Genomic DNA, 17,812 nt, shown 5'->3' on the forward strand with positions numbered 1-17,812 from the left:
CCGTTTCCGGCCCAATATCCTTATTCAATCGGAACCCGATATTTGCGGGTTCGAGGAACCCTTGTTCCGTTCGATGACACGAGGCTCCCATCCGGCGCCCGTTACAATGTTGTCTTGCCAATAAGGCCTCGTAGGACGTTGGCAATCGATCGGGCCGCGGCGTGGCTGACTGCAGCTCTGCACGCTTGATCCGACTACGCACTGGTTAGCATGATCGACGGCCGCACCTCAGATCTGTGATCTGATCTCGTCAGCAATCGTGTGAAGATATTTCGAGCCGATTGCGCCAACGAGGCTATAGCCGAGCCCGTTACTGGCCCAGCTCCATCCACGAATGTCGTGCTGGTCGCTCGCGACGATCGGCTTATCCTGGTCGACCTGCATGCGACGGGTCAGCATCACCAGCCGGTTCCCCCTGTCGTCGTCGTACATCAGCATGAGGCCGGATCCATGTGGCGTTGGGACGACGCGACCGCCCATGAGCCGGTAGCCGGCCTTGCTGAGATCGGGGATGATGGCCGGACCACCGATTGTCGCGGACGCCAGGTTTTTCAGATCGTCGCCGCCGTCTGCCCGCACCTCGACCGGTCGCAGGCGATCAGCGGCAAACGCGCTGTAACTCGCCGACGCCTCCTGCGCCAAGGCCGCGACGCCTTCCGTCGGAGGCATACTGTAGCCCTTCAACAGCCAGCCGCCTGAAGCGCCGATTGCCAACAGGATGACGGCAGCGGCAGCCATCGGGGCAACTCGGCTTCGCTTCGCGGGTCGTTGTTTCTCGATGATGTTTGCGAGGTTCAACCGGCTTGGAATAGGCTCGGCAGCGATCGGACCCAAAGCCGATCTGAGCGCCGTAGAACCCTGCTGATAGGCTGAGACGCGTTTCGCGGCATCCTGGTTCGTCCCAAGGAAGGCAGCCACCTCCTGGTGCCGTTCTGCATCGAGGGCTCCGTCGACGAAAGCCTGAAGGTCATCTTCGTTGATCGGTCTATTCGTCATTTGACCCTCCGGATAAATGGACCAACAGGTTTGGCGCTCGTTGGTTTGGTCTCAAGAAGAAGTCTCAATTGCTCCCGTGCGCGAGACAGGCGTGACATCACTGTTCCAACGGGCACGTTAAGCACCGTCGCTGCCTCGGCATAGCTCAGGTCCTCGACTGCGACCAGTAGTAGGATGCTCCGATAGTCCGGCGGCAACCGCTCGATGGCCGCAAGGACATCCTGGCCGAACAAGGTGCTGTCCTGGCTGGCATCGACCGCCGCGGTCGCTTCCGGCATTTCGTCGATCGTGACGAGACCGGCGCGCCTGGCCTCCTGGCGTATCCTGTTGACCGCGAGATTGTGCAGGATGGCGAATACCCAGGAGCGGGCATTGGCATCGCGTCGGTGCGCCCAGTTCGTGACGACCCGCTCAAGGCAATCCTGGACGATATCGTCAGCCGTTTCGCGATCGCGGATCAGCCCGCGCGCGTATCGTCTCAGCGCCGGGATCATCGGCTCTACCTGCGTCAGCAGATCATCCATGTCTCAAATCCTCGAGGGCGAATGGCCCGCAGTCAAACCGCGGACCATCTGGTTTGTGCCAGTCAGGTCACATCAATCGGCCTGCACCTGCAGGACCTTGCCGGGCTTGCCGTCGACCGATGAGGCAACGACGATATACCTGCGTTCGTCCTTGTGCTTGGATTCGACGATCTGTCGGATCGGGCCGACTGCGTTGACGATCGCGGAACCGGCCGGGTTCGTCATGAAGTTGGACAGGCCTTGAAGGGGGCCGCTGCCATCCGCCTTGTCTGACAGCGCCAGCACATACATCGTCTTCGGTTCCAGTCCCGTCACCGATGCCTGCAACACCTGCGTCAGCCCCTGGTCGAAGAGCGTGACGCTCGTCGGTGCCGTCTTGCCCTTGTCGCCCTTTGCCGACAGCGTCAGATGAGCAGCGACGCCTGCGGTGCCGAGCGGCTGCAGGTTCTGCATGCCGTCGCCTTCAGGAACGGCGTTGGGCACATAGTTGACGGCTTGTGCCGCCTGGCCGATCGGGATCGTCGCAATGACCTTGTTGGTCAGCGTATCGATTGCGGCCATCGCATCGGCGTTTTCAAGGCCGACATAGACGCGCGTGCCGTCGCCGGAGGGCCAGACACCGTGTGGCAGTTTGCCGACGGGGATGGTCGCGACCTGTTCGAAATTGTCGGTGCGGAAGACCTTGACCTCGTTGAGGCCGCCGACGGTGATGTAGGCGAAGCTGCCGTTCTTGTTGGTGACGAGGTTGACGTGGTTGGTAATCGGGCCGGTGTCGATCGTCTGGATCAGATCGAAAGGCGGCTGGGCATTGAAGACCTGGGTCTTGCCGACGTCCTTGAGCGTGAACCAGACCTGTTTTCCATCCGGCGATGCCGCGATGTTCGGGCAGAAGGGGCTTGCCTGCTTCACGTGGCCGACGAACTGGTGATCGGCGACGGTGACGACGACGGTCTCGGGATTGAAGGACGAGCAGATGTAGCCGTACTTGCCGTCAGGCGAGAAGATCTGCATGCCGGGACCTGCAGGCACCTTGATCTGCGTTTTCTCCTCGAAGGTGGCGGCGTTGATGACGGAGATATAGTCTTCGCCGCGGACCGTTACCCAGACTTCCTTGCCATCCGGCGTATAGAATGCCTCGTGCGGAGAGCGGCCGACATAGGTGGTGTGCTTCACCGCGTTCGTCGCGGTGTCGATGAAGGTCACCGAGTTCGAGCCGATCGAGACCACCGCGATCGTCTTCTTGTCGGGCGAAAAGCCCATGCCGTGGACCAGCACCTGGCCCTTGTAGAGCGGCGAGAGATTGCCGGGCTGGGGATCGCCGAGCTTGATGACGCCGAGAAGCTTGTTGGTCGCGGGATCGGTCACCGACACGGTGTTGGAGAATTGCTCGGCGGCGTAGACGCGGTCCTTGCTGCTGACTGGAATGTCCGGATCAGCGGCGGCGAAGGGCGCCTGTCCGGCGAAGGCGGAAAAAGGCAATAGCATGCTGCCCGCCAGCAAGCTGGCGGCAAAAGATGTACGAATGTTCATTGGGAGGACCTCTGGGTTACATCTTCATGTTGGGGTCCATGCCCTGCATGGTCTTGCTGGGCGCGGATCCGGTGGGGGTAGTCTCCGGAGCGACCTGGGTTGGGGCCGCTTCGGATGGGGGGAGCGGATCGCCGATCGCAAGCTTCATCGCTGCGATCTCCTGCTGTTGATCCACAATAATCTCCTGCGCGATGCGCTTGAGCTGTTCGTTCTTGCCGTACTTGAGGACGGCGAGCGCCATCTCGATGGCGCCCTGGTGATGGGGCGTCATCATCGCCACGAAGTCGCGATCGACATCGCCTGATGGCTTGACCTCCATGTCCGCCATCATCTTGTTCATGGCCGCGTCGTTTTCCGCGAGATAGGCCGCCTCAGGACCGGAGTCATCCATCTGCATCGCCGAATGATCGTGCTGCGAGGGATCATGGGCGGAGGCAGCGCAGGCGCCCGCAGTTGCCAGAATGGTGGCCGCAAGAGCCATCGACTTTCGGGAGGACCAGAGGTTCATCGGCTTCTTCCTTGTTGCTACATCGAGGTAGACACCCGGGCGCAGATTCCATTCCCGAGGGGAGCAAATTATTTTCTCACGCTTGCTGGAGGGACCCGCCAAGGTTGCCCAACACGCCAAGCTGGCCGAAGATGATCGTCGCGGCAGTGTAGCAGTGGAAGGACGTCACCTTGCCATCCTTCAGATGGAAGACGTCGCAGCACGGCGCGTGCATTTCCTTGCCTGTGGCCGCAATCGTGCCGGCTGCCAGCGCGAGAGGGCCGGTATGGGTGCCGTTGAGGGTCAGCTCCACGATGACCACGTCGTCGGTCACGTAGAAGTTTCCGAGCTCGCGGTGCATGTCGTGGAAGGCAGTGGCGTAGATGTCGACGGTCTTGCCGATGTCGGCGCCGTAATATTTCGCGCCAGCCGACACGTCCCAGAAATAGCCGTCCTCGGCGAAGAGAGCGACGAATGCCGCCACATCCTTCACTTCGGCGGTCCGGTAGAGTTCCCGGATGATTTCTTCGTTGGTAGACATGTTGTTTCCTTGGCTTTGCTAGAGTTGGATCAGCGGATGGATTTGAAGGCCTTGCGCATTTCCTGCGCGAAGAGGTCGGGTTGCTCGAAGGCGGCGAAGTGACCGCCCTTGTCGACCTCGTTCCAGTAAAACAGGTTCGGCCAGTGGGCTTCCGCCCACGCCTTCGGCGCGCGGTAGATCTCCTTCGGAAAGATCGTGGCGGCCATCGGCAGTTCGATCCGGCCGGCGTCGAAGCCGCCGCCGTTACGGGCGTTTTCCCAGTAGATGCGAGCAGACGAGGCGGCCGTGTCCGTGAACCAGTAGAGCGAGATTTCATCGAGCATCTCATCGATCGTCAGCGCGTCTTCCGGCTCGCCGCGATTGTCCGTCCATGCCTGGAATTTCTCGTAGATCCATGTCGCTTGGCCGACCGGTGAATCGGCGAGCGCATATCCGATCGTCTGCGGCCGCGTCGCCTGTTCCTTGAAGTAGCCGAACTGATCGTTCGCGAACTTCATCGCCGCATCCATCGCTGCCTTTTCCTCGGGCGTCGGGTTCTCCGGGAGTTTCTCCGGAAAGACGAGCGGCCAGTTCACATGGGCTGCCATAAGTCCTTCGGGGCGGACATGTCCGAGCGCATGGGTCACGCCCGATCCCCAATCTCCGCCCTGCGCGACCCACCTGTCGTAGCCGAGGCGCTTCATCAGCGTGGCCCAGGCATTGGCGGTCCGAACGACAGTCCATCCTTCCGAGGCCGGCTTGTCGGAAAAGCCGAAGCCGGGCTGTGACGGAATGACGACGTGGAAAGCGTCCTCAGCCGAGCCGCCGTGCGCGGTCGGGTCGGTGAGGGGGCCGATGACCTTGAGGAACTCGACGACCGATCCCGGCCATCCATGCGTGAGAATGATCGGCAGGGCGTTCTCATGCTTCGATTTCACATGGATGAAGTGGATACCGAGACCATCGATGCGGGTGCGAAACTGTGGAAACGCATTGATACGCTTCTCGAATTTCCGCCAATCATATTTGCGCTCCCAATAGGCGATCAAAGACTTAGCCTTGTGGAGCGGAACGCCTTGCGACCAGTCCGAGACGATTTCCTGATCGGGCCATCGCGTATTCTTGAGACGGCGCTTCAGATCGTTGATCGCGGCCTGCGGAACGGACACCTTGAAAGGCGTCACCGCGTCGGTTGCCGGTGAAAGCATTGGTTCCGCTTGCGCCGCAATCGCCTGGGATGCCAGCGACGCAACGGCAGGTGCTGCAAGGGCGAACTGAAGGATGCGTCGGCGCGTTGCGACGGTCGATGGGGCGGTCATTTCTTATTCCTCGATTTGATTGCTGTTTGAGCCCGCTCTCAAGCGTTTCGGGATCGGAGGCGTCCGCTGGGGGGCGCGATCCGATCCCGATGGCGTCAGGAGACGCGGCCGCGCGGGTCATCGATGTGCTGCTTTGCGACATCGTAGCGGATACCCTGTCGGTCGAGGATTCGGACATTCTTCACGACAGTGCTCAGAGCCTCGAGGAAGATCGGCGAGTTCTCGTGCGCTTCGTAGGCGGCTTCGTCTCTCCAGCCCTCGACAAGGTGGAAGGTGTTCGGATCCGTCAGATCCTGTGCGAAGGCGTAGAAGACGCATCCGTCGATCTCAGTTGCCGCCTTCATGTCAGGGATCACCGCGTCGATGAAGGTCTGCCGATCGTCAGGGTGAACGCGATAATAGGCGCTGACGAGCATGTTCGTCGGCAGTGTCTTGTCGTGATCGGCCATGGCCGTTTCTCCTTTGGGTGGCTGTGTGTTTGGGATGCGTCGCGCCTAGCGTGACGCGATCAGAACCGTGCCGGATTTGCCTGGCTTCTCGACAAGCGCGGCAGCCTTGCCGACATCCGCGAGATCGAAGTTCTGCTCGACCTGAAAGAGCTCCGGCTTGCCGGCTGCGAGCTCAAGCGCGAGCTTCAGATCGGCTCTGCGGACGTCTACGGGCAAGCCCGCCCATCGACCGACCGTCACGCCCGACAGCCGGATGTCACGTGTCGAAAAGTAAAGCGCGGGGACCGAGATCGGCTGTCCGGAAAGGTCGCCGTAGGAGACCAGGCTACCGCCTTGGGCAAGCAGGCCGACCGCCGCACTGGCGGTCTCGCCGCCAACAGGGTCGAGCACGACGCCGATGGGATGGCCGTCGGCAGCCGCAACGACCTTGTCCTGCCAGTCCGGCTTCTCTGTGGAAACCACCGGGAGATCCGGAAACACAACGTTGAGCTCGTTCACGCCGGCTTCGCGCCGGACGACACCCACGACGTCGAAGCCGCGATCGAGAAGCAGTCCGATCACCAGTCTGGCGACCGCCGAGCCTGCGGCGGTGAGAACGACGACGTCGCGGCCCGGCTTCGCGCCGGATGTCTCGACGGCCCGCAAAAGGAGTGCGGTCGTCAGCGGATTGACGTGCAGCTGTGCTGCGGCTTCGTCCGATACGTTATCGGGGATTTCGGTGACGTATTCGGCCGAGACGATTGCCTTTTCGCTCCACGCGCCTCGGCCGGGGAAGAAGGCGACGCGGGTGCCTGGCTTCAGATCGACGCCACTGCCCGCTTCCTCGACGATGCCGTAGCCTTCGAAGCCGACGCGCACGCCCTCTTTCGGCAGCGTTGCTCCCGGCTGGTAGCGTCCTGCTATACCGAGAAGGTCGCCGTGGTGGACCGGCCGGAGAAGCACCCGGATCAGCACTTCGTTGTGCTCTGGATGTTTGGGATCTTCGACGTCGACTGCCTGAAGAACGTCCTCAGGCTTGCCATGCTTGAAATAGACTGCGGCACGCATCGCGAGCTCTCCTTGAGAATGAGAAGTGGAGCGGCTGTTCGCCGCTCCTGTTTTGCGGTTAGACCTGGGCCTGACCACCGTCTGCGAAGAGCTCGGCGCCGTTGACGAAGCTTGCATCGTCGGAAGCGAGGAACAGAGTTGCCTTGGCGATCTCCTCGGACTCACCGACGCGGCCGAGCGGGATGCGCGAGGCGAGATAGTCGAGCAGGCCCTGCTGCTGCTCCTTGTCGTCGCCGGCAAGCTCGACGAGGCCAGGGGTGCGTGTGGCGCCGGGCGAGACGACGTTGACGCGGATGCCGGTGCCCTTGAGATCAAGCGCCCAGGAGCGGGCGAGGTTGCGGACGGCGGCCTTGGAGGCGGAGTAGACGGAGAAGGCGGCGGTGCCTTCGGTCCCTGCGGTCGAGCCGGTCAGAACGACCGACGAGCCGTTGCCGAGCAGCGGAAGAGCTTTCTGCACCGTGAAGATCACGGCCTTCACGTTGCGGCCGAAGGTGTCGTCGACCTGCTCCTCGGTGATCTGGCCAAGCGGAAGCATGCTGCCGCCGCCGGCGTTTACGACGAGGGCGTCAAGGCGACCCTGTTCCGCTTTCACCTGGGCGAACAGCTTGTCGAGATCAGCATTGCTCGAGGAGTCGGCCTGTACGCCAACCGCGCCATGGCCGATCTCGGCCACTGCCTTATCGAGCGCATCCTTGCGGCGGCCGGTGATGTAGACGCGAGCGCCTTCGGCGGCGAAGAGCTTGGCGGTCGAGAGGCCGATGCCGCTGGTTGCTCCGGTGACGACGGCGATCTTGTTTTCAAGTCTGTTGGTCATTTTACTCTCCTGATGCTGGGCGCGCGAAAGGGTTCAGCCCGAATGCGCGGCCTGTTGAAATTCTGAAACTGTTCGGGAGGTGGCGTTGGCTGTGGCCTCGTCGCCGTCCGATGAGGAGAAGTTAGTTCGTCAGCTTGGCGGCGAGAAGCCGCTCAGGGTGGAGACATTATCCATGGGGATGGATGGTCTCCGTCGTCACATTGCGTCTGGCATCGACGGCTTCGAATACTTTCGCCGCCCATTCCGTGAAGGCACGCAGCCGCGGGTTTGGAAAACGGTCGGCCGGGTAGACGAGGTGCAGCGGATGATTGTCCGGCTTCCACTCGGGCAACAGTTCGACCAGCGCGCCGCTCTCGAAGTGTGGTCTTGCGAGGAAGCCGAAGCTCTGGCCGATCCCCAGCCCTGACAGCAGCGCGTTCAGATGCGCGGTGCTTTCGTTGACGGAAATGCCGCTGGAAGTCGGGAGATATTCGCTTCGCTCATCGCCGCGTTGAAACCGCAATGGAAATCGCTTTCCGGATGAGGCGGAGAAGTAGCTGACGATCCGATGCGTCTCGATATCCTCCGGCCGCTCCGGCACCTGGAGACCATCCAGATAGCTGGGTGACGCGCAAATGACGTAGTCCAACTCGCACAGTTTCCGCGCCTTCATCGATGAGTCACCCAGCGCCCCGCCGCGGATGACACAATCGATCCCCTCACTCACGAGGTCGGCGGGTCGATCGCTGACGCCGAGCATGAGATCGATATCAGGATACTGGTGCTGAAAGTCGGAAAGCGCGGGGATGAGGATCTGGTTTGCCAGCACGGAGCCGATATCGACGCGCAACTTTCCCTTCGGCGCGCTGCGGGAGCCGGCGACCGTGCCGTCCATGTCATCAAGATCGGCGAGCAGCTTCAGCGCGCGCTCGTGATAGGCCACACCCTCCGTGGTCATCGTGACCGAACGCGTGGTGCGCTCGACCAGCTTGGTCCCGAGATGCCCCTCAAGATCCTGCACGAGTTTGCTGACGGAGGAGCGGGGCAGGTTCAGCGTGTCCGCAGCTTTGGCAAACGAGCCGGCCTCGGCGACGCGGACAAATGTTCGAATGGCGAGTATCTGATCCACGGGAGGTCCGGCTGCTGTTGATTAGATGATCACCATCTATACCGGATCGCTGAGCTTCGTCATGCAAGTTATTGCTTGATTTGGATAATCGCACTGTCGATGCGGTTTGTGAACTTGCGGGTCGCCATTGTGAAAACTCTGCCGGCCGCCTTTCCAGCCGGCGACGATCCTGCCGATTTCGCGCAGGGCCGCCTTCGGCCCGGCTGCGTCGACGAGAATGATCGTCGCCTCGTTGCCCACCGCAAGGCCGTAGGGAACGCCGAGCTGGCGGGCGGCTGATACTCCGACCATATCGAATACTTGCGCGATATCCGCGTCGCGCGAGAGCTGGGCGACGTTGGCATAGAGATTGGCCATCCGGATCAACGACGCATCGCCATAGGGCGTGAAGGGGTTGAGTACGTTGTTGGTTGCAACTGAGGTGACGACACCATGTGCCGCGAGGATATGGGCGGGAGCGACGCCACGTGGCACTAGATGGTCCTGGCCGCGACCGTTGAGGAAGAGATCGGTGGCCGGCAGCACGGTGAGGGCGATCCCTTCCTCGGAGAGGTTCTTCGCAATCTCGATGACCGATGCCTCCGGCAATGCCGAGAGGTTGGTGACGTGGCCGATCGAGACCCGGCCTTGCCAGCCGCGGAGTTTCGTGGCGGCGATGACGGCGGGCAGGTCGGTTCTGTTGGGGTCAAGGCTGAAGTCGAGGTGAAAATCGACGGCGACGTCGTGTTTCACCGCGAGTTCGAAGATCCTCGCGATGTGGCCTTCGGGATCGGGGTCGGTGTAGGGGCAGCCACCGATGAGATCGGCGCCGCCGGCGAGCGCTGCGTCGAGCATGACCAGGGTTTCGGGCTCATTGGTGAGGCCGTCCTGCGCGAAGGCGCAGATCTCGATGTCGATCGCAAAGGCGTAATCCGCCCTGATGCGCTTGATCGCCTCAAGGCAGCGAAAGCCGGCGCGGGGATCGATCTCGACGAAGGTCCGCATCCGCACCGTGCCATGCGCGATTGCCTTCTCGACGACGCGGGCGGCTCGCTCGTAAACGTCCTCCTCGGTGAAGCCGGGCTTTGCGCGTGCTGTCTCGCGCACCGCTTCGGTAAGCGTTCCCTCGCAGATCGAGCAGCGATCGAGGATGCAGGCCTTGTCAAGATGCACATGCGTATCGACGAAACCGCCGAAGGCGAAGTTTCCTTTCCCGTCGAAGCTCGTGACAGCATCGCAGCTGAAACTCTGCTCGATCGCGGCGATCAGGCCATCACGCACGGCGATATCTACGAGGGCACCATCTTCCTCGATACGGACATTGCGGATGACAAGGTCGAAGAGATGATCGGACATGCTGCTCATAGACCGATGGCTCCGCCATCGCTGCGAGGGTCGTGCGCAGCTTCCATTCGTCCGTCTTCGTGGATGCGGATGAGCCCTGCTTGGCCACCAAGCGGGCTGAGCGGGCCTATTGTCGCGACTTCGTGGCCCATGGCGCTGAGTGCTGCCAGCGTATCTGCGCCGATATTCTCCTCAAGCTTCAGGTTGTCACGACTATCCGAGAAGGTGCGGCCGAGCAGGAAGCGTGGTCTCGAAAGGGCCGCCAACGGGTCAAGGCCATGGTCAATCAGCAGACTGAGCAGTAGCGCCAGTGTCTGCGGCTGGCCATCGGCCCCCTGTGTTCCATAGACCAGATGCGGGCGCCCATCCTTGAGCGCGAGGCCGGGGTTCAGTGTGTAAAAGGGTCGCTTGCCTGGCTGAATGCAATTCGGGCTTGCTGGATCGACGCTGAAGGCCGCACCCCGGTTTTGCCATAGAATGCCGGTGTCGCCGGCGACCACGCCGCTACCCCAATCAAAATAGATGCTTTGCAGCAGGCAGGCGGCGCGGCCTTCGGCATCGACGGCAGCCAAAAGCGCCGTGTCGCCCTGCCTGTAGGGGGCGGGCCACTCGGCGGCGCGGCTGGGGTCGATCGCCGCAGCCTTAGCGGCCAGGCGCGCAGGATCGAGAAGCATTTTCGTGGCATCGTCGCCAAACTCCGGATCCGCGATCAGGTGACGATCAAGGAAAGCCTGTTTCACGGATTCCACAAGCGCATGGTAATAGGCAGCGCTCTCAGGTGCCTTATCCTTGGGCGCCAGCTGGGCAAGCACAGCCATGATGCCAAGGGTGGTAACGCCCTGCGTCGGCGGCGGTGGCGCTAGCAGAACGGTGTCACCATAGCCGAGCCGCACCGGATCGACGATACGCGTCCGCGTTGCCACGAGATCGGCGGCCGTCAGCGGAGAGCCTACGGCGGCAAGGCCGCAAGCTATACGGTCTGCCAACGCGCCCTCGTAGAATTCTCTGGCGCCATTTTCAGCGATGGCCTTGAGGGTTTGCGCCAAAGCCGGCTGGCGCTGGATGCCGTCGCGCTGGAAGAGGTCGCGAAAGCCCGGCCATGTCTCGGATTCGCCCGCGCGGAAATCGTGCCAGAATGTCTGCGACGGGCTGACGGCAAAGCCGTCCTCGGCGAGCGTGATGGCATCGTCGAGCAATGCAGCAAGTTGCTCGGAGCCACCCCATACCGTGGTGGAGTGATCGAGCACCTTCTCCCAGCTATCGACCAGGCAGGCGGTCGTCAGCGTCGAGGCCGGACCGCGTGGCGGGATCGGGCCGTTGATCTCGGCATTCGCGGCAGCCTGACCGATGCCGAGGAAGGTCCGCGCGTCGCCATCCTGGTCGCAAACCATCCAGACGGCGTCGCCACCGAGACCGCAGAAATGCGGGTAGGTGACGGCGAGCGCGGCACCCGCGGCGACCAGCGCTTCGATCGCATTGCCGCCGCGCGCCAGCACCTTGGCGCCAGCCTCGCTCGCCTGCCAATGCGGTGCCGTCACCATGCCGTCGCGCGATTGTGCGACGGCTGTTTTGGTCTGCCGGCTCCGGTAGTTCATCAGCGGACCACGGCTCCGTTCTCGGCAACCAGCTGGCCCCCCTTGAAGACGCGGCGCGGCTTCGGAATGGCGACGACGGCTTCCGGGATATGCTCGGCCGCGAGCGTCACGAAATCGGCTTTTGCGCCGATGGCGATGCCATAGCCTTCGAGGTTGAGCGCCTTGGCGCCGCCTGCAGTCACCACTTCGAAAGCGGCGGCGAGTTCCGTATCCGTGTAGAAACCGGAGCGATAGGCGATGATTTCGGCGCGGCGCAGCATGTCGCCATCGCCGAAGGGCCACCAGGAATCGCGGATATTGTCGTTGCCCGAGAAGACGGTGACGCCGGCCGCCCGCAGCAGCGCGACCGGCGGGAAGTTGTGGTTGCCCGGCGCGTTGGTCATGATTGCGACACCGCTCTTCGCAATGAGTGCGGCGATCTTCTTCATCGCATCGCGTCCGAGATCGCCGAGGCCATAGGCGTGGCTGACGGCGACATGGCCCTGCATGCCGAGCGCCGTCGTGCGGGCGCAGATTTCCTCGATGGTCATCGCGCCCATCGTGCCGGCGTCGTGGAGGTGGATATCGACATCGACGCCGCGCTTTTCGGCAATGCCGAAGACCACATCGAGATGTCCCTTGATGTCGCGGTCGAAGGAGAGCGGATCAAGCCCGCCGACCAGATCGGCGCCCATGCCAATCGCCTCTTCCATCAGTTCAGGCGTGCCGGGGCTTTTCAGAATGCCGCTCTGCGGAAACGCAACGAGCTGTATGTCGATGATATCCTTGTAGGCTTCGCGTACGGCAAGAATTGTCTCCAGCGATTTCAGCCCCACCGAGCCGTCGACCATCACATGGCTGCGCATCTGCAGCGCGCCGTTTGCGATGCAGAGGTCGAGCTGCTTGCGGGCGCGCTCGTCCATCGGTGCTGCGGCCGCCATGTTCTCGGCCTGGAAGGCGACGCGCTCATGCACGTCAAAGCCGTTGGTGCAGGCTTTGTGCGGAATCCACTTGTCGCCGTAGAAGCTGGTGTCGAGATGGATGTGCCCCTCGACGAAACTTGGGACCAGAAGCGCGCCGGCAATGTCGACGGTCTTGGCGGCGGTCGTGCTCGTGCCGGCCTTGTTGATTGCCGAGATGCGGCCGTCCGAGACGAGGATGTCGTTGAGCGAGCCATCGGCCAGCTTGGCGTTCGTGAACAGTGTTTCGGTCACCGGGGTCTCCCTTGATGTCTTTGTTCTATCGTCATTTTTGATGCTCCTCCCCATTCATCAGGGGAGGAACGATGTCGTTCGATCGGAGCGGCGCGCCGATCAGTTCTGCGGCAGGGTGCCCTGCACGCCTTCGATGAGCCAGGTCATGCCCTTGATGTCGGCATCGGCGAGTTCCTGACCCTTGGCGACCTTCACGTCACCCTTCTGATCCTTGATCTCACCGGCAAAGGGCTTCAGCTTCCCACTGATGATCGCGGCTTCGGCGGCCTTCATTTCGGCGGCGACCGATTCCGGCAGTTCCGGATTGCTCGTCGTCATCTTGACGTAGCCGCCCGGCCCGAGACCCAGCCAGCGGCTTTCCGCCTTCCAGTCGCCGGCCATGACGGCCTTGGCGGCGTTGATATGGGCGGCACTCCAATCCAGTTCGAAAGAAACCAGCTGCTTCTTCTTAACATAGGCGGAGAAATCGCCCGTCGAGCCGATCGACCAGACGCCTTTCTCCTCGGCGGCCAGTCCCTGCACCGGCGTGTTGGGGCTGCCGGAGATGACATCTGCGCCCTGCGCGATCAGTGCCGCGACGGCGTCCTTTTCCTTGCCGGGATCGACCCAGGCATTGGCCCAGACAACTTTCAGCGTCACGTCGGGGTTGACCGAGCGGGCGCCGAGCAGGAAGGCGTTCAGGCTGTAGATGACCTGCGGCACCGGGAAGGCGCCGACCCAGCCGAGAACGTTGGTCTTGGTGGTGCGGCCGGCGGCGATGCCGGTGAGGTAGGTGCCCTCATAGTGGCGGGCTTCGAAGACGCCGAGATTGTTGCCCGCCTCGATGCCGGCGCAGCATTCGAAATGCGACTTGGGCAACATCGGAGCCAGTTTCTTCAGCGAGGCATATTGCGAGAAGGTGGTGCCGAAGATCAGCTTGTTGCCCTGTGCGGAAAGCTGGCGGAACAGGCGCTCGCAATCCTGAACCTGTGCGATGTTTTCGAGCACCGTCACCTTCACCTTGTCGCCGAATTCCTTTTCGAGCGATTTCCAGGCGTTAGCCTGGAAGTATTCCCAGCCGGTATCGGAGATGGCGCCCATGTGGATGACGCCGACCTTGAGCGGCTCTTCGGCGGCGAAAAGCGGTCTGGCGCCGGCGCCAATCGCAAGCGCGCCGGCGGCGCTGGTTCTCAGGAAGTCGCGTCTGGAAAATGTGGTCATTTCGGTTCCCTCTGTTGTTGTTTGGTTTAAGTGATGGACGGCTGTTTCAGCCCTCGGCGGCAAATGGCTTGCCGAGGGAAGCGGGGACGTTGAGGCGCATCAGCGCGGCGTTGCGCGAGATCAGCACCAGCACGACGATCGTGACGAGATAGGGAAGGGCGGACATGAGCTCGGACGGCAGCCCGATGCCGGCGCTCTGGGCAAAGAGCTGGGCGATCGTGGCGCCGCCGAAGAGATAAGCGCCGAGGAAGCAGCGTCCCGCCCGCCAGGTGGAAAAGACGACCAGTGCCACGGCGATCCAGCCACGCCCGGCAATCAGCCCCTCGGTCCAAAGCGAGGTGTAGACGATCGATACGTAGGCGCCCGCAATGCCGGCGCTTGCACCGCCGAAAAGCGTGGCGAGGTAGCGGATCGTGTTAACGGGATAGCCGAGCGCATGCGCAGATGTGGGCGATTCGCCGATCGCGCGCAGGATCAGCCCGCTGCGGCTGCGGTTGAGGAAATACCAGACGCCGGCGAAGAAGGCCCAGGACAGCCAGGCCAGCGGATGAAGTTGGCCGAGAATGACGCCCAGCAGCGGGATTTTCGCGGCAATCCTTGATGCTGTCGAAGGCTCCATCACGATCGCCATGCCGATGTAGGGCTTGCCGATGAACGAGGCGAGACTGGTGCCGAAAATCGTCAATGCCAGCCCGACCGCGATCTGATTGGCGCGGAAGCCGACGGCGAGAACCGCGAACATGAGGGCGAGCAACATCGCCGCCAGCATGGCCGCGACTACTGCGAGCCACAGGCTGCCGGTCGCCATCATCACGATGAAGGCAATCACCGCGCCGATGACCATCATGCCCTCGACGCCCATGTTTAGCACGCCGGAACGTTCGGCGACGAGTTCGCCGAGTGCAGCGTAGATCAGGGGCGTGCCGGCAACGAGTGTGGCCACAAGAATGGGAAGGATCTGGTCCATCATGTGGCGGCTCCCTGGCGGTTGGAGGACTGGAAGCGGATTCGGTACTGAATGAAGACGTCTGTCGTCAGCAGGAAGAAGAGCAGCGTGCTCTGCAACAGGCCGGTGATCGAAGACGGCATGCCGAGCGACATCTGCGCGACATCGCCCGAGAGATAGAGCAACGCCATCAAGAGGCCGGAGAGCAGGATGCCGACCGGGTGCAACCGCCCGAGAAAGGCAACGATGATCGCCGCGTAGCCATAGCCGGGCGAGGCGGTCGGGAAGATCTGGGCAAGCGGGCCGGCGATCTCGCCGACGCCTGCGATGCCGGCAGCCGCACCGCTCGCAAGCATGCCGATCCAGACCGCGCGGCTGACGCCGAAGCCGGCATAGCGGGCGGCGCCTTCGGAGAGGCCCGTGACCTTGAGCTGGAAGCCGGCGAAGCTGCGGTTCATGAACAGCCAGCCCGCGACAACCGCGCCTAGCGCGAAGAGGACGCTGACATTGGCGCGGGTGTCCGCGATCAGGATCGGGAAGAGGGCATCCGGCGCCAGCGGCTCCGACTGCGGGAAGTTGAACCCGGCCGGATCGCGCCAGAGGCCGAAGATCAGCCAGGACAGCCAGAGGGCCGCGACGTAGTTCAACATCAGGCTGACCAGGATTTCGCTGGCATTGAACTTTACGCGCAATAGCGCGGGGATGGCCGCCCAGAAGACGCCGCCGACAGCGCCGGCGATCACCATCAATGGCAGAACCCACCAGCCGCCGGCCGGGCCAAACTTCAGCGCGACATAGCCGGCGAAGATGACGCCCACTGTCAGCTGCCCTTCGGCGCCGACGTTCCAGATGCCGGCGCGAAAGCCGATCGCGAGGCCGACGCCGATCAGCACCAGGGGTGCAGCCTTGATCAGCAGCTCGCCGAAACCGTAGAGATCGGCGAGAGGCGCGGTCAGGAAGATGATCAGCGCTTCAAGTGGGTTTTGGCCGGCGAGCGCGAAGAGCGCCATGGCAACGATCGACGTCAGCGCAATCGCGATGACCGGCGACATCAGGATCATGATGCGCGAGGGATTGGGGCGCGGTTCAAAGCGCATGGGCAAGCTCCTTGCTGGCGCGTTCGTCTGGCTCGTCGCCGGCACTTTGGCCGGACATGGCAATGCCGATCGCATCGCGGTTTGCCTCGGCAATCGGTATGGCCGCCGTCAGCCGGCCGCCGGCTATGACGGCGATTTTGTCGGAGATCTCGAAGAGTTCGTCGAGTTCCTCGGAGATGACGACGATCGCCGCACCCCGATCGCGCAGGTCGAGCAGCGCCTGGCGGATGATGAGTGCCGCTCCGACGTCCACACCCCAGGTCGGCTGCGAGACGATCAGCACGCCCGGCTCCTGCAGGATCTCGCGGCCGATGATGAATTTCTGAAGGTTGCCGCCGGACAGGCTGCCGGCCTGCGCCTGGGCGCCTGGCGTCCTGACGTCGAAGGCCTGAATGCAGCGCTCGGCATAGGCCTTAACGCGATCGAAGCGGATGAGACCGGCGCGAATAGCGCCGTTGCGATTGGCGGTGAGCAGCACGTTCTCCAGGAGCGGCAGCGAGGGGACCGAGCCCTGCTTCAGCCGATCCTCGGGAACGGAGCAGAGGCCAAGCCGCCTCCGGCCGGCCGGATCGCGGTGGCCCGTTGGCTTGCCGTCGATGGTGATTGCATCGGCATTCGATAGCGGCGTTTCGCCCGAGAGTGCTCCCAGCAGTTCCTGCTGACCGTTGCCCGAGACGCCGGCAATGCCGAGAATTTCGCCGCCGCGCACCGCAAAGCTAATGTCGCCAAGTGCCGTGCCGAACGGATCCTGGGTAGGGAGCGTCAGACCGGACACGCTGAGGCGTGTTTTGCCGGCCAACGTGTCGCCGCGATGGCGAAAGCTCGGGAGATCGGCGCCGATCATCATGCGGGCCATCGAGGCTGGGCTTTCCTGTCTAGGATCGCACATGCCGGTGACCCGGCCGCCGCGCAGGATGGTTGCGGTATGGCAGAGATCCCTGATCTCGTTCAGCTTGTGGCTGATATAGAGAATGCTGCATCCCTCGGCCGCGATCTGGCGCAGCGTGACGAAGAGCGTTTCGACCGCCTGCGGCGTCAGCACAGAGGTCGGCTCGTCGAGAATGAGCAGGCGCGGATTTTGCAAAAGCGCGCGGATGATCTCGACCCGCTGCCGCTCGCCGACTGACATCGTGTAGATATGCCGCTCCGGCTCTACCGGCAGGCCATAGCGCGCGGCGACTTCGTTGATCCTTCTCGACAGCGGTTCGATCGGCGGGCGGCCCGGCAGCGCCAGCGCGATGTTTTCCGCCACCGAGAGCGTGTCGAACAGCGCGAAGTGCTGGAACACCATGCCGATACCGAGCTTCTGCGCATCGGCGGGCGAGGCGATCGAAACCTCGCGCCCATCCCACAGGAGCTCGCCGGAATCCGGTCGTACCATGCCGTAGATGATCTTCATCAACGTCGACTTGCCGGCACCGTTCTCGCCGACGACGGCGTGGATCTCACCCGGACGGACGCAAAGGTCGATCCGGTCATTGGCGACCACGGCCGGATAGGCCTTGCGGATTCCTCGCAGCTCGAGGCGGTGTTCGGTATGTGGCGATATCGTATGTGGCATGATGACAATCTTGGCTACATGATCTCTATAATCACGTATGCAACATTGATGCCAGTCCGTATCGATTGTCGCGGCGAACGATGCGCCGAGGCGCTAAATTTAT

At 62.7% G+C, this 17,812-nt stretch carries 17 protein-coding genes; all 17 read right to left on the reverse strand.

All coding sequences use genetic code 11. From position 1 onward, the window contains the following. Positions 1-228: 228 nt before the first annotated feature. The 17 genes from QTL96_RS24395 to QTL96_RS24475 all read right to left on the reverse strand — a co-directional run bounded on the left by QTL96_RS24395 (position 229) and on the right by QTL96_RS24475 (position 17,709). On the reverse strand, positions 229-996 hold the full coding sequence (locus QTL96_RS24395; RefSeq protein WP_289729524.1) for an anti-sigma factor: 768 nt from the start codon (positions 994-996) through the stop codon (positions 229-231). Next, positions 993-1,520, reverse strand: coding sequence for an RNA polymerase sigma factor (locus tag QTL96_RS24400; RefSeq protein WP_289729525.1), 528 nt, complete (start codon positions 1,518-1,520; stop codon positions 993-995). Before QTL96_RS24400 ends, QTL96_RS24395 begins: the two co-directional genes overlap by 4 nt. Positions 1,521-1,592: 72 nt before the next feature. Beyond that, the gene (locus QTL96_RS24405; protein WP_289729526.1) at positions 1,593-3,050 is read right to left on the reverse strand and encodes a YncE family protein; all 1,458 of its coding nucleotides are present in this window, start codon (positions 3,048-3,050) and stop codon (positions 1,593-1,595) included. Positions 3,051-3,066: 16 nt separating this feature from the next. Next, complete coding sequence (locus QTL96_RS24410) at positions 3,067-3,558, reverse strand: DUF305 domain-containing protein (protein ID WP_289729527.1); 492 nt, start codon at positions 3,556-3,558, stop codon at positions 3,067-3,069. Between the two features lie 76 nt (positions 3,559-3,634). Then, complete coding sequence (locus QTL96_RS24415; protein ID WP_289729528.1) at positions 3,635-4,078, reverse strand: nuclear transport factor 2 family protein; 444 nt, start codon at positions 4,076-4,078, stop codon at positions 3,635-3,637. Positions 4,079-4,107: 29 nt separating this feature from the next. Next, positions 4,108-5,376, reverse strand: a complete 1,269-nt coding sequence (locus tag QTL96_RS24420) for an epoxide hydrolase (protein WP_289729529.1) — start codon at positions 5,374-5,376, stop codon at positions 4,108-4,110. Positions 5,377-5,471: 95 nt separating this feature from the next. Beyond that, a complete protein-coding gene (locus tag QTL96_RS24425; RefSeq protein WP_112941140.1) occupies positions 5,472-5,825 on the reverse strand; it encodes an antibiotic biosynthesis monooxygenase family protein in 354 nt (117 codons plus the stop codon). A gap of 45 nt (positions 5,826-5,870) precedes the next feature. Beyond that, positions 5,871-6,872 carry a zinc-binding dehydrogenase gene (locus QTL96_RS24430; RefSeq protein ID WP_289729530.1) on the reverse strand — a complete coding sequence of 334 codons (1,002 nt, stop codon included), beginning with the start codon at positions 6,870-6,872 and terminating at the stop codon, positions 5,871-5,873. 58 nt (positions 6,873-6,930) lie between these two features. Further along, entirely contained in the window at positions 6,931-7,686 is a 756-nt protein-coding gene (locus QTL96_RS24435) for an SDR family oxidoreductase (RefSeq protein ID WP_112941142.1), read from the reverse strand. A 166-nt stretch (positions 7,687-7,852) separates the two neighbouring features. After that, the gene (locus QTL96_RS24440) at positions 7,853-8,794 is read right to left on the reverse strand and encodes a LysR family transcriptional regulator (protein WP_289729531.1); all 942 of its coding nucleotides are present in this window, start codon (positions 8,792-8,794) and stop codon (positions 7,853-7,855) included. A gap of 36 nt (positions 8,795-8,830) precedes the next feature. After that, a complete protein-coding gene (locus tag QTL96_RS24445) occupies positions 8,831-10,138 on the reverse strand; it encodes an amidohydrolase family protein (protein ID WP_112941144.1) in 1,308 nt (435 codons plus the stop codon). Continuing rightward, the gene (locus tag QTL96_RS24450) at positions 10,135-11,712 is read right to left on the reverse strand and encodes a gamma-glutamyltransferase (RefSeq protein WP_289729532.1); all 1,578 of its coding nucleotides are present in this window, start codon (positions 11,710-11,712) and stop codon (positions 10,135-10,137) included. Before QTL96_RS24450 ends, QTL96_RS24445 begins: the two co-directional genes overlap by 4 nt. Continuing rightward, entirely contained in the window at positions 11,712-12,905 is a 1,194-nt protein-coding gene (locus QTL96_RS24455; RefSeq protein ID WP_289729533.1) for an amidohydrolase family protein, read from the reverse strand. The genes QTL96_RS24450 and QTL96_RS24455 overlap by 1 nt, the downstream gene beginning before the upstream one ends. 99 nt (positions 12,906-13,004) lie before the next feature. Continuing rightward, a complete protein-coding gene (locus QTL96_RS24460; RefSeq protein ID WP_113199764.1) occupies positions 13,005-14,105 on the reverse strand; it encodes a BMP family ABC transporter substrate-binding protein in 1,101 nt (366 codons plus the stop codon). Positions 14,106-14,151: 46 nt separating this feature from the next. Beyond that, positions 14,152-15,072, reverse strand: coding sequence for an ABC transporter permease (locus QTL96_RS24465; RefSeq protein WP_112941251.1), 921 nt, complete (start codon positions 15,070-15,072; stop codon positions 14,152-14,154). Next, the gene (locus QTL96_RS24470) at positions 15,072-16,148 is read right to left on the reverse strand and encodes an ABC transporter permease (protein WP_112941148.1); all 1,077 of its coding nucleotides are present in this window, start codon (positions 16,146-16,148) and stop codon (positions 15,072-15,074) included. Before QTL96_RS24470 ends, QTL96_RS24465 begins: the two co-directional genes overlap by 1 nt. Then, the gene (locus QTL96_RS24475) at positions 16,138-17,709 is read right to left on the reverse strand and encodes an ABC transporter ATP-binding protein (protein ID WP_289729534.1); all 1,572 of its coding nucleotides are present in this window, start codon (positions 17,707-17,709) and stop codon (positions 16,138-16,140) included. The genes QTL96_RS24470 and QTL96_RS24475 overlap by 11 nt, the downstream gene beginning before the upstream one ends. Positions 17,710-17,812 lie beyond the last annotated feature (103 nt).

The organism is Rhizobium sp. S163 (genome assembly GCF_030380805.1).
In the GTDB taxonomy this organism is placed as follows: Bacteria; Pseudomonadota; Alphaproteobacteria; order Rhizobiales; family Rhizobiaceae; genus Rhizobium.

Bases quoted from the DNA above. Each gene is read 5' to 3' on its own strand.
- QTL96_RS24395 (WP_289729524.1), bottom strand. From the start codon at position 996: ATGACGAATAGACCGATCAACGAAGATGACCTTCAGGCTTTCGTCGAC.
- QTL96_RS24400 (WP_289729525.1), bottom strand. From the start codon at position 1,520: ATGGATGATCTGCTGACGCAGGTAGAGCCGATGATCCCGGCGCTGAGA.
- QTL96_RS24405 (WP_289729526.1), bottom strand. From the start codon at position 3,050: ATGAACATTCGTACATCTTTTGCCGCCAGCTTGCTGGCGGGCAGCATG.
- QTL96_RS24410 (WP_289729527.1), bottom strand. From the start codon at position 3,558: ATGAACCTCTGGTCCTCCCGAAAGTCGATGGCTCTTGCGGCCACCATT.
- QTL96_RS24415 (WP_289729528.1), bottom strand. From the start codon at position 4,078: ATGTCTACCAACGAAGAAATCATCCGGGAACTCTACCGGACCGCCGAA.
- QTL96_RS24420 (WP_289729529.1), bottom strand. From the start codon at position 5,376: ATGACCGCCCCATCGACCGTCGCAACGCGCCGACGCATCCTTCAGTTC.
- QTL96_RS24425 (WP_112941140.1), bottom strand. From the start codon at position 5,825: ATGGCCGATCACGACAAGACACTGCCGACGAACATGCTCGTCAGCGCC.
- QTL96_RS24430 (WP_289729530.1), bottom strand. From the start codon at position 6,872: ATGCGTGCCGCAGTCTATTTCAAGCATGGCAAGCCTGAGGACGTTCTT.
- QTL96_RS24435 (WP_112941142.1), bottom strand. From the start codon at position 7,686: ATGACCAACAGACTTGAAAACAAGATCGCCGTCGTCACCGGAGCAACC.
- QTL96_RS24445 (WP_112941144.1), bottom strand. From the start codon at position 10,138: ATGAGCAGCATGTCCGATCATCTCTTCGACCTTGTCATCCGCAATGTC.
- QTL96_RS24450 (WP_289729532.1), bottom strand. From the start codon at position 11,712: ATGAACTACCGGAGCCGGCAGACCAAAACAGCCGTCGCACAATCGCGC.
- QTL96_RS24460 (WP_113199764.1), bottom strand. From the start codon at position 14,105: ATGACCACATTTTCCAGACGCGACTTCCTGAGAACCAGCGCCGCCGGC.
- QTL96_RS24465 (WP_112941251.1), bottom strand. From the start codon at position 15,072: ATGGACCAGATCCTTCCCATTCTTGTGGCCACACTCGTTGCCGGCACG.
- QTL96_RS24470 (WP_112941148.1), bottom strand. From the start codon at position 16,148: ATGCGCTTTGAACCGCGCCCCAATCCCTCGCGCATCATGATCCTGATG.
- QTL96_RS24475 (WP_289729534.1), bottom strand. From the start codon at position 17,709: ATGCCACATACGATATCGCCACATACCGAACACCGCCTCGAGCTGCGA.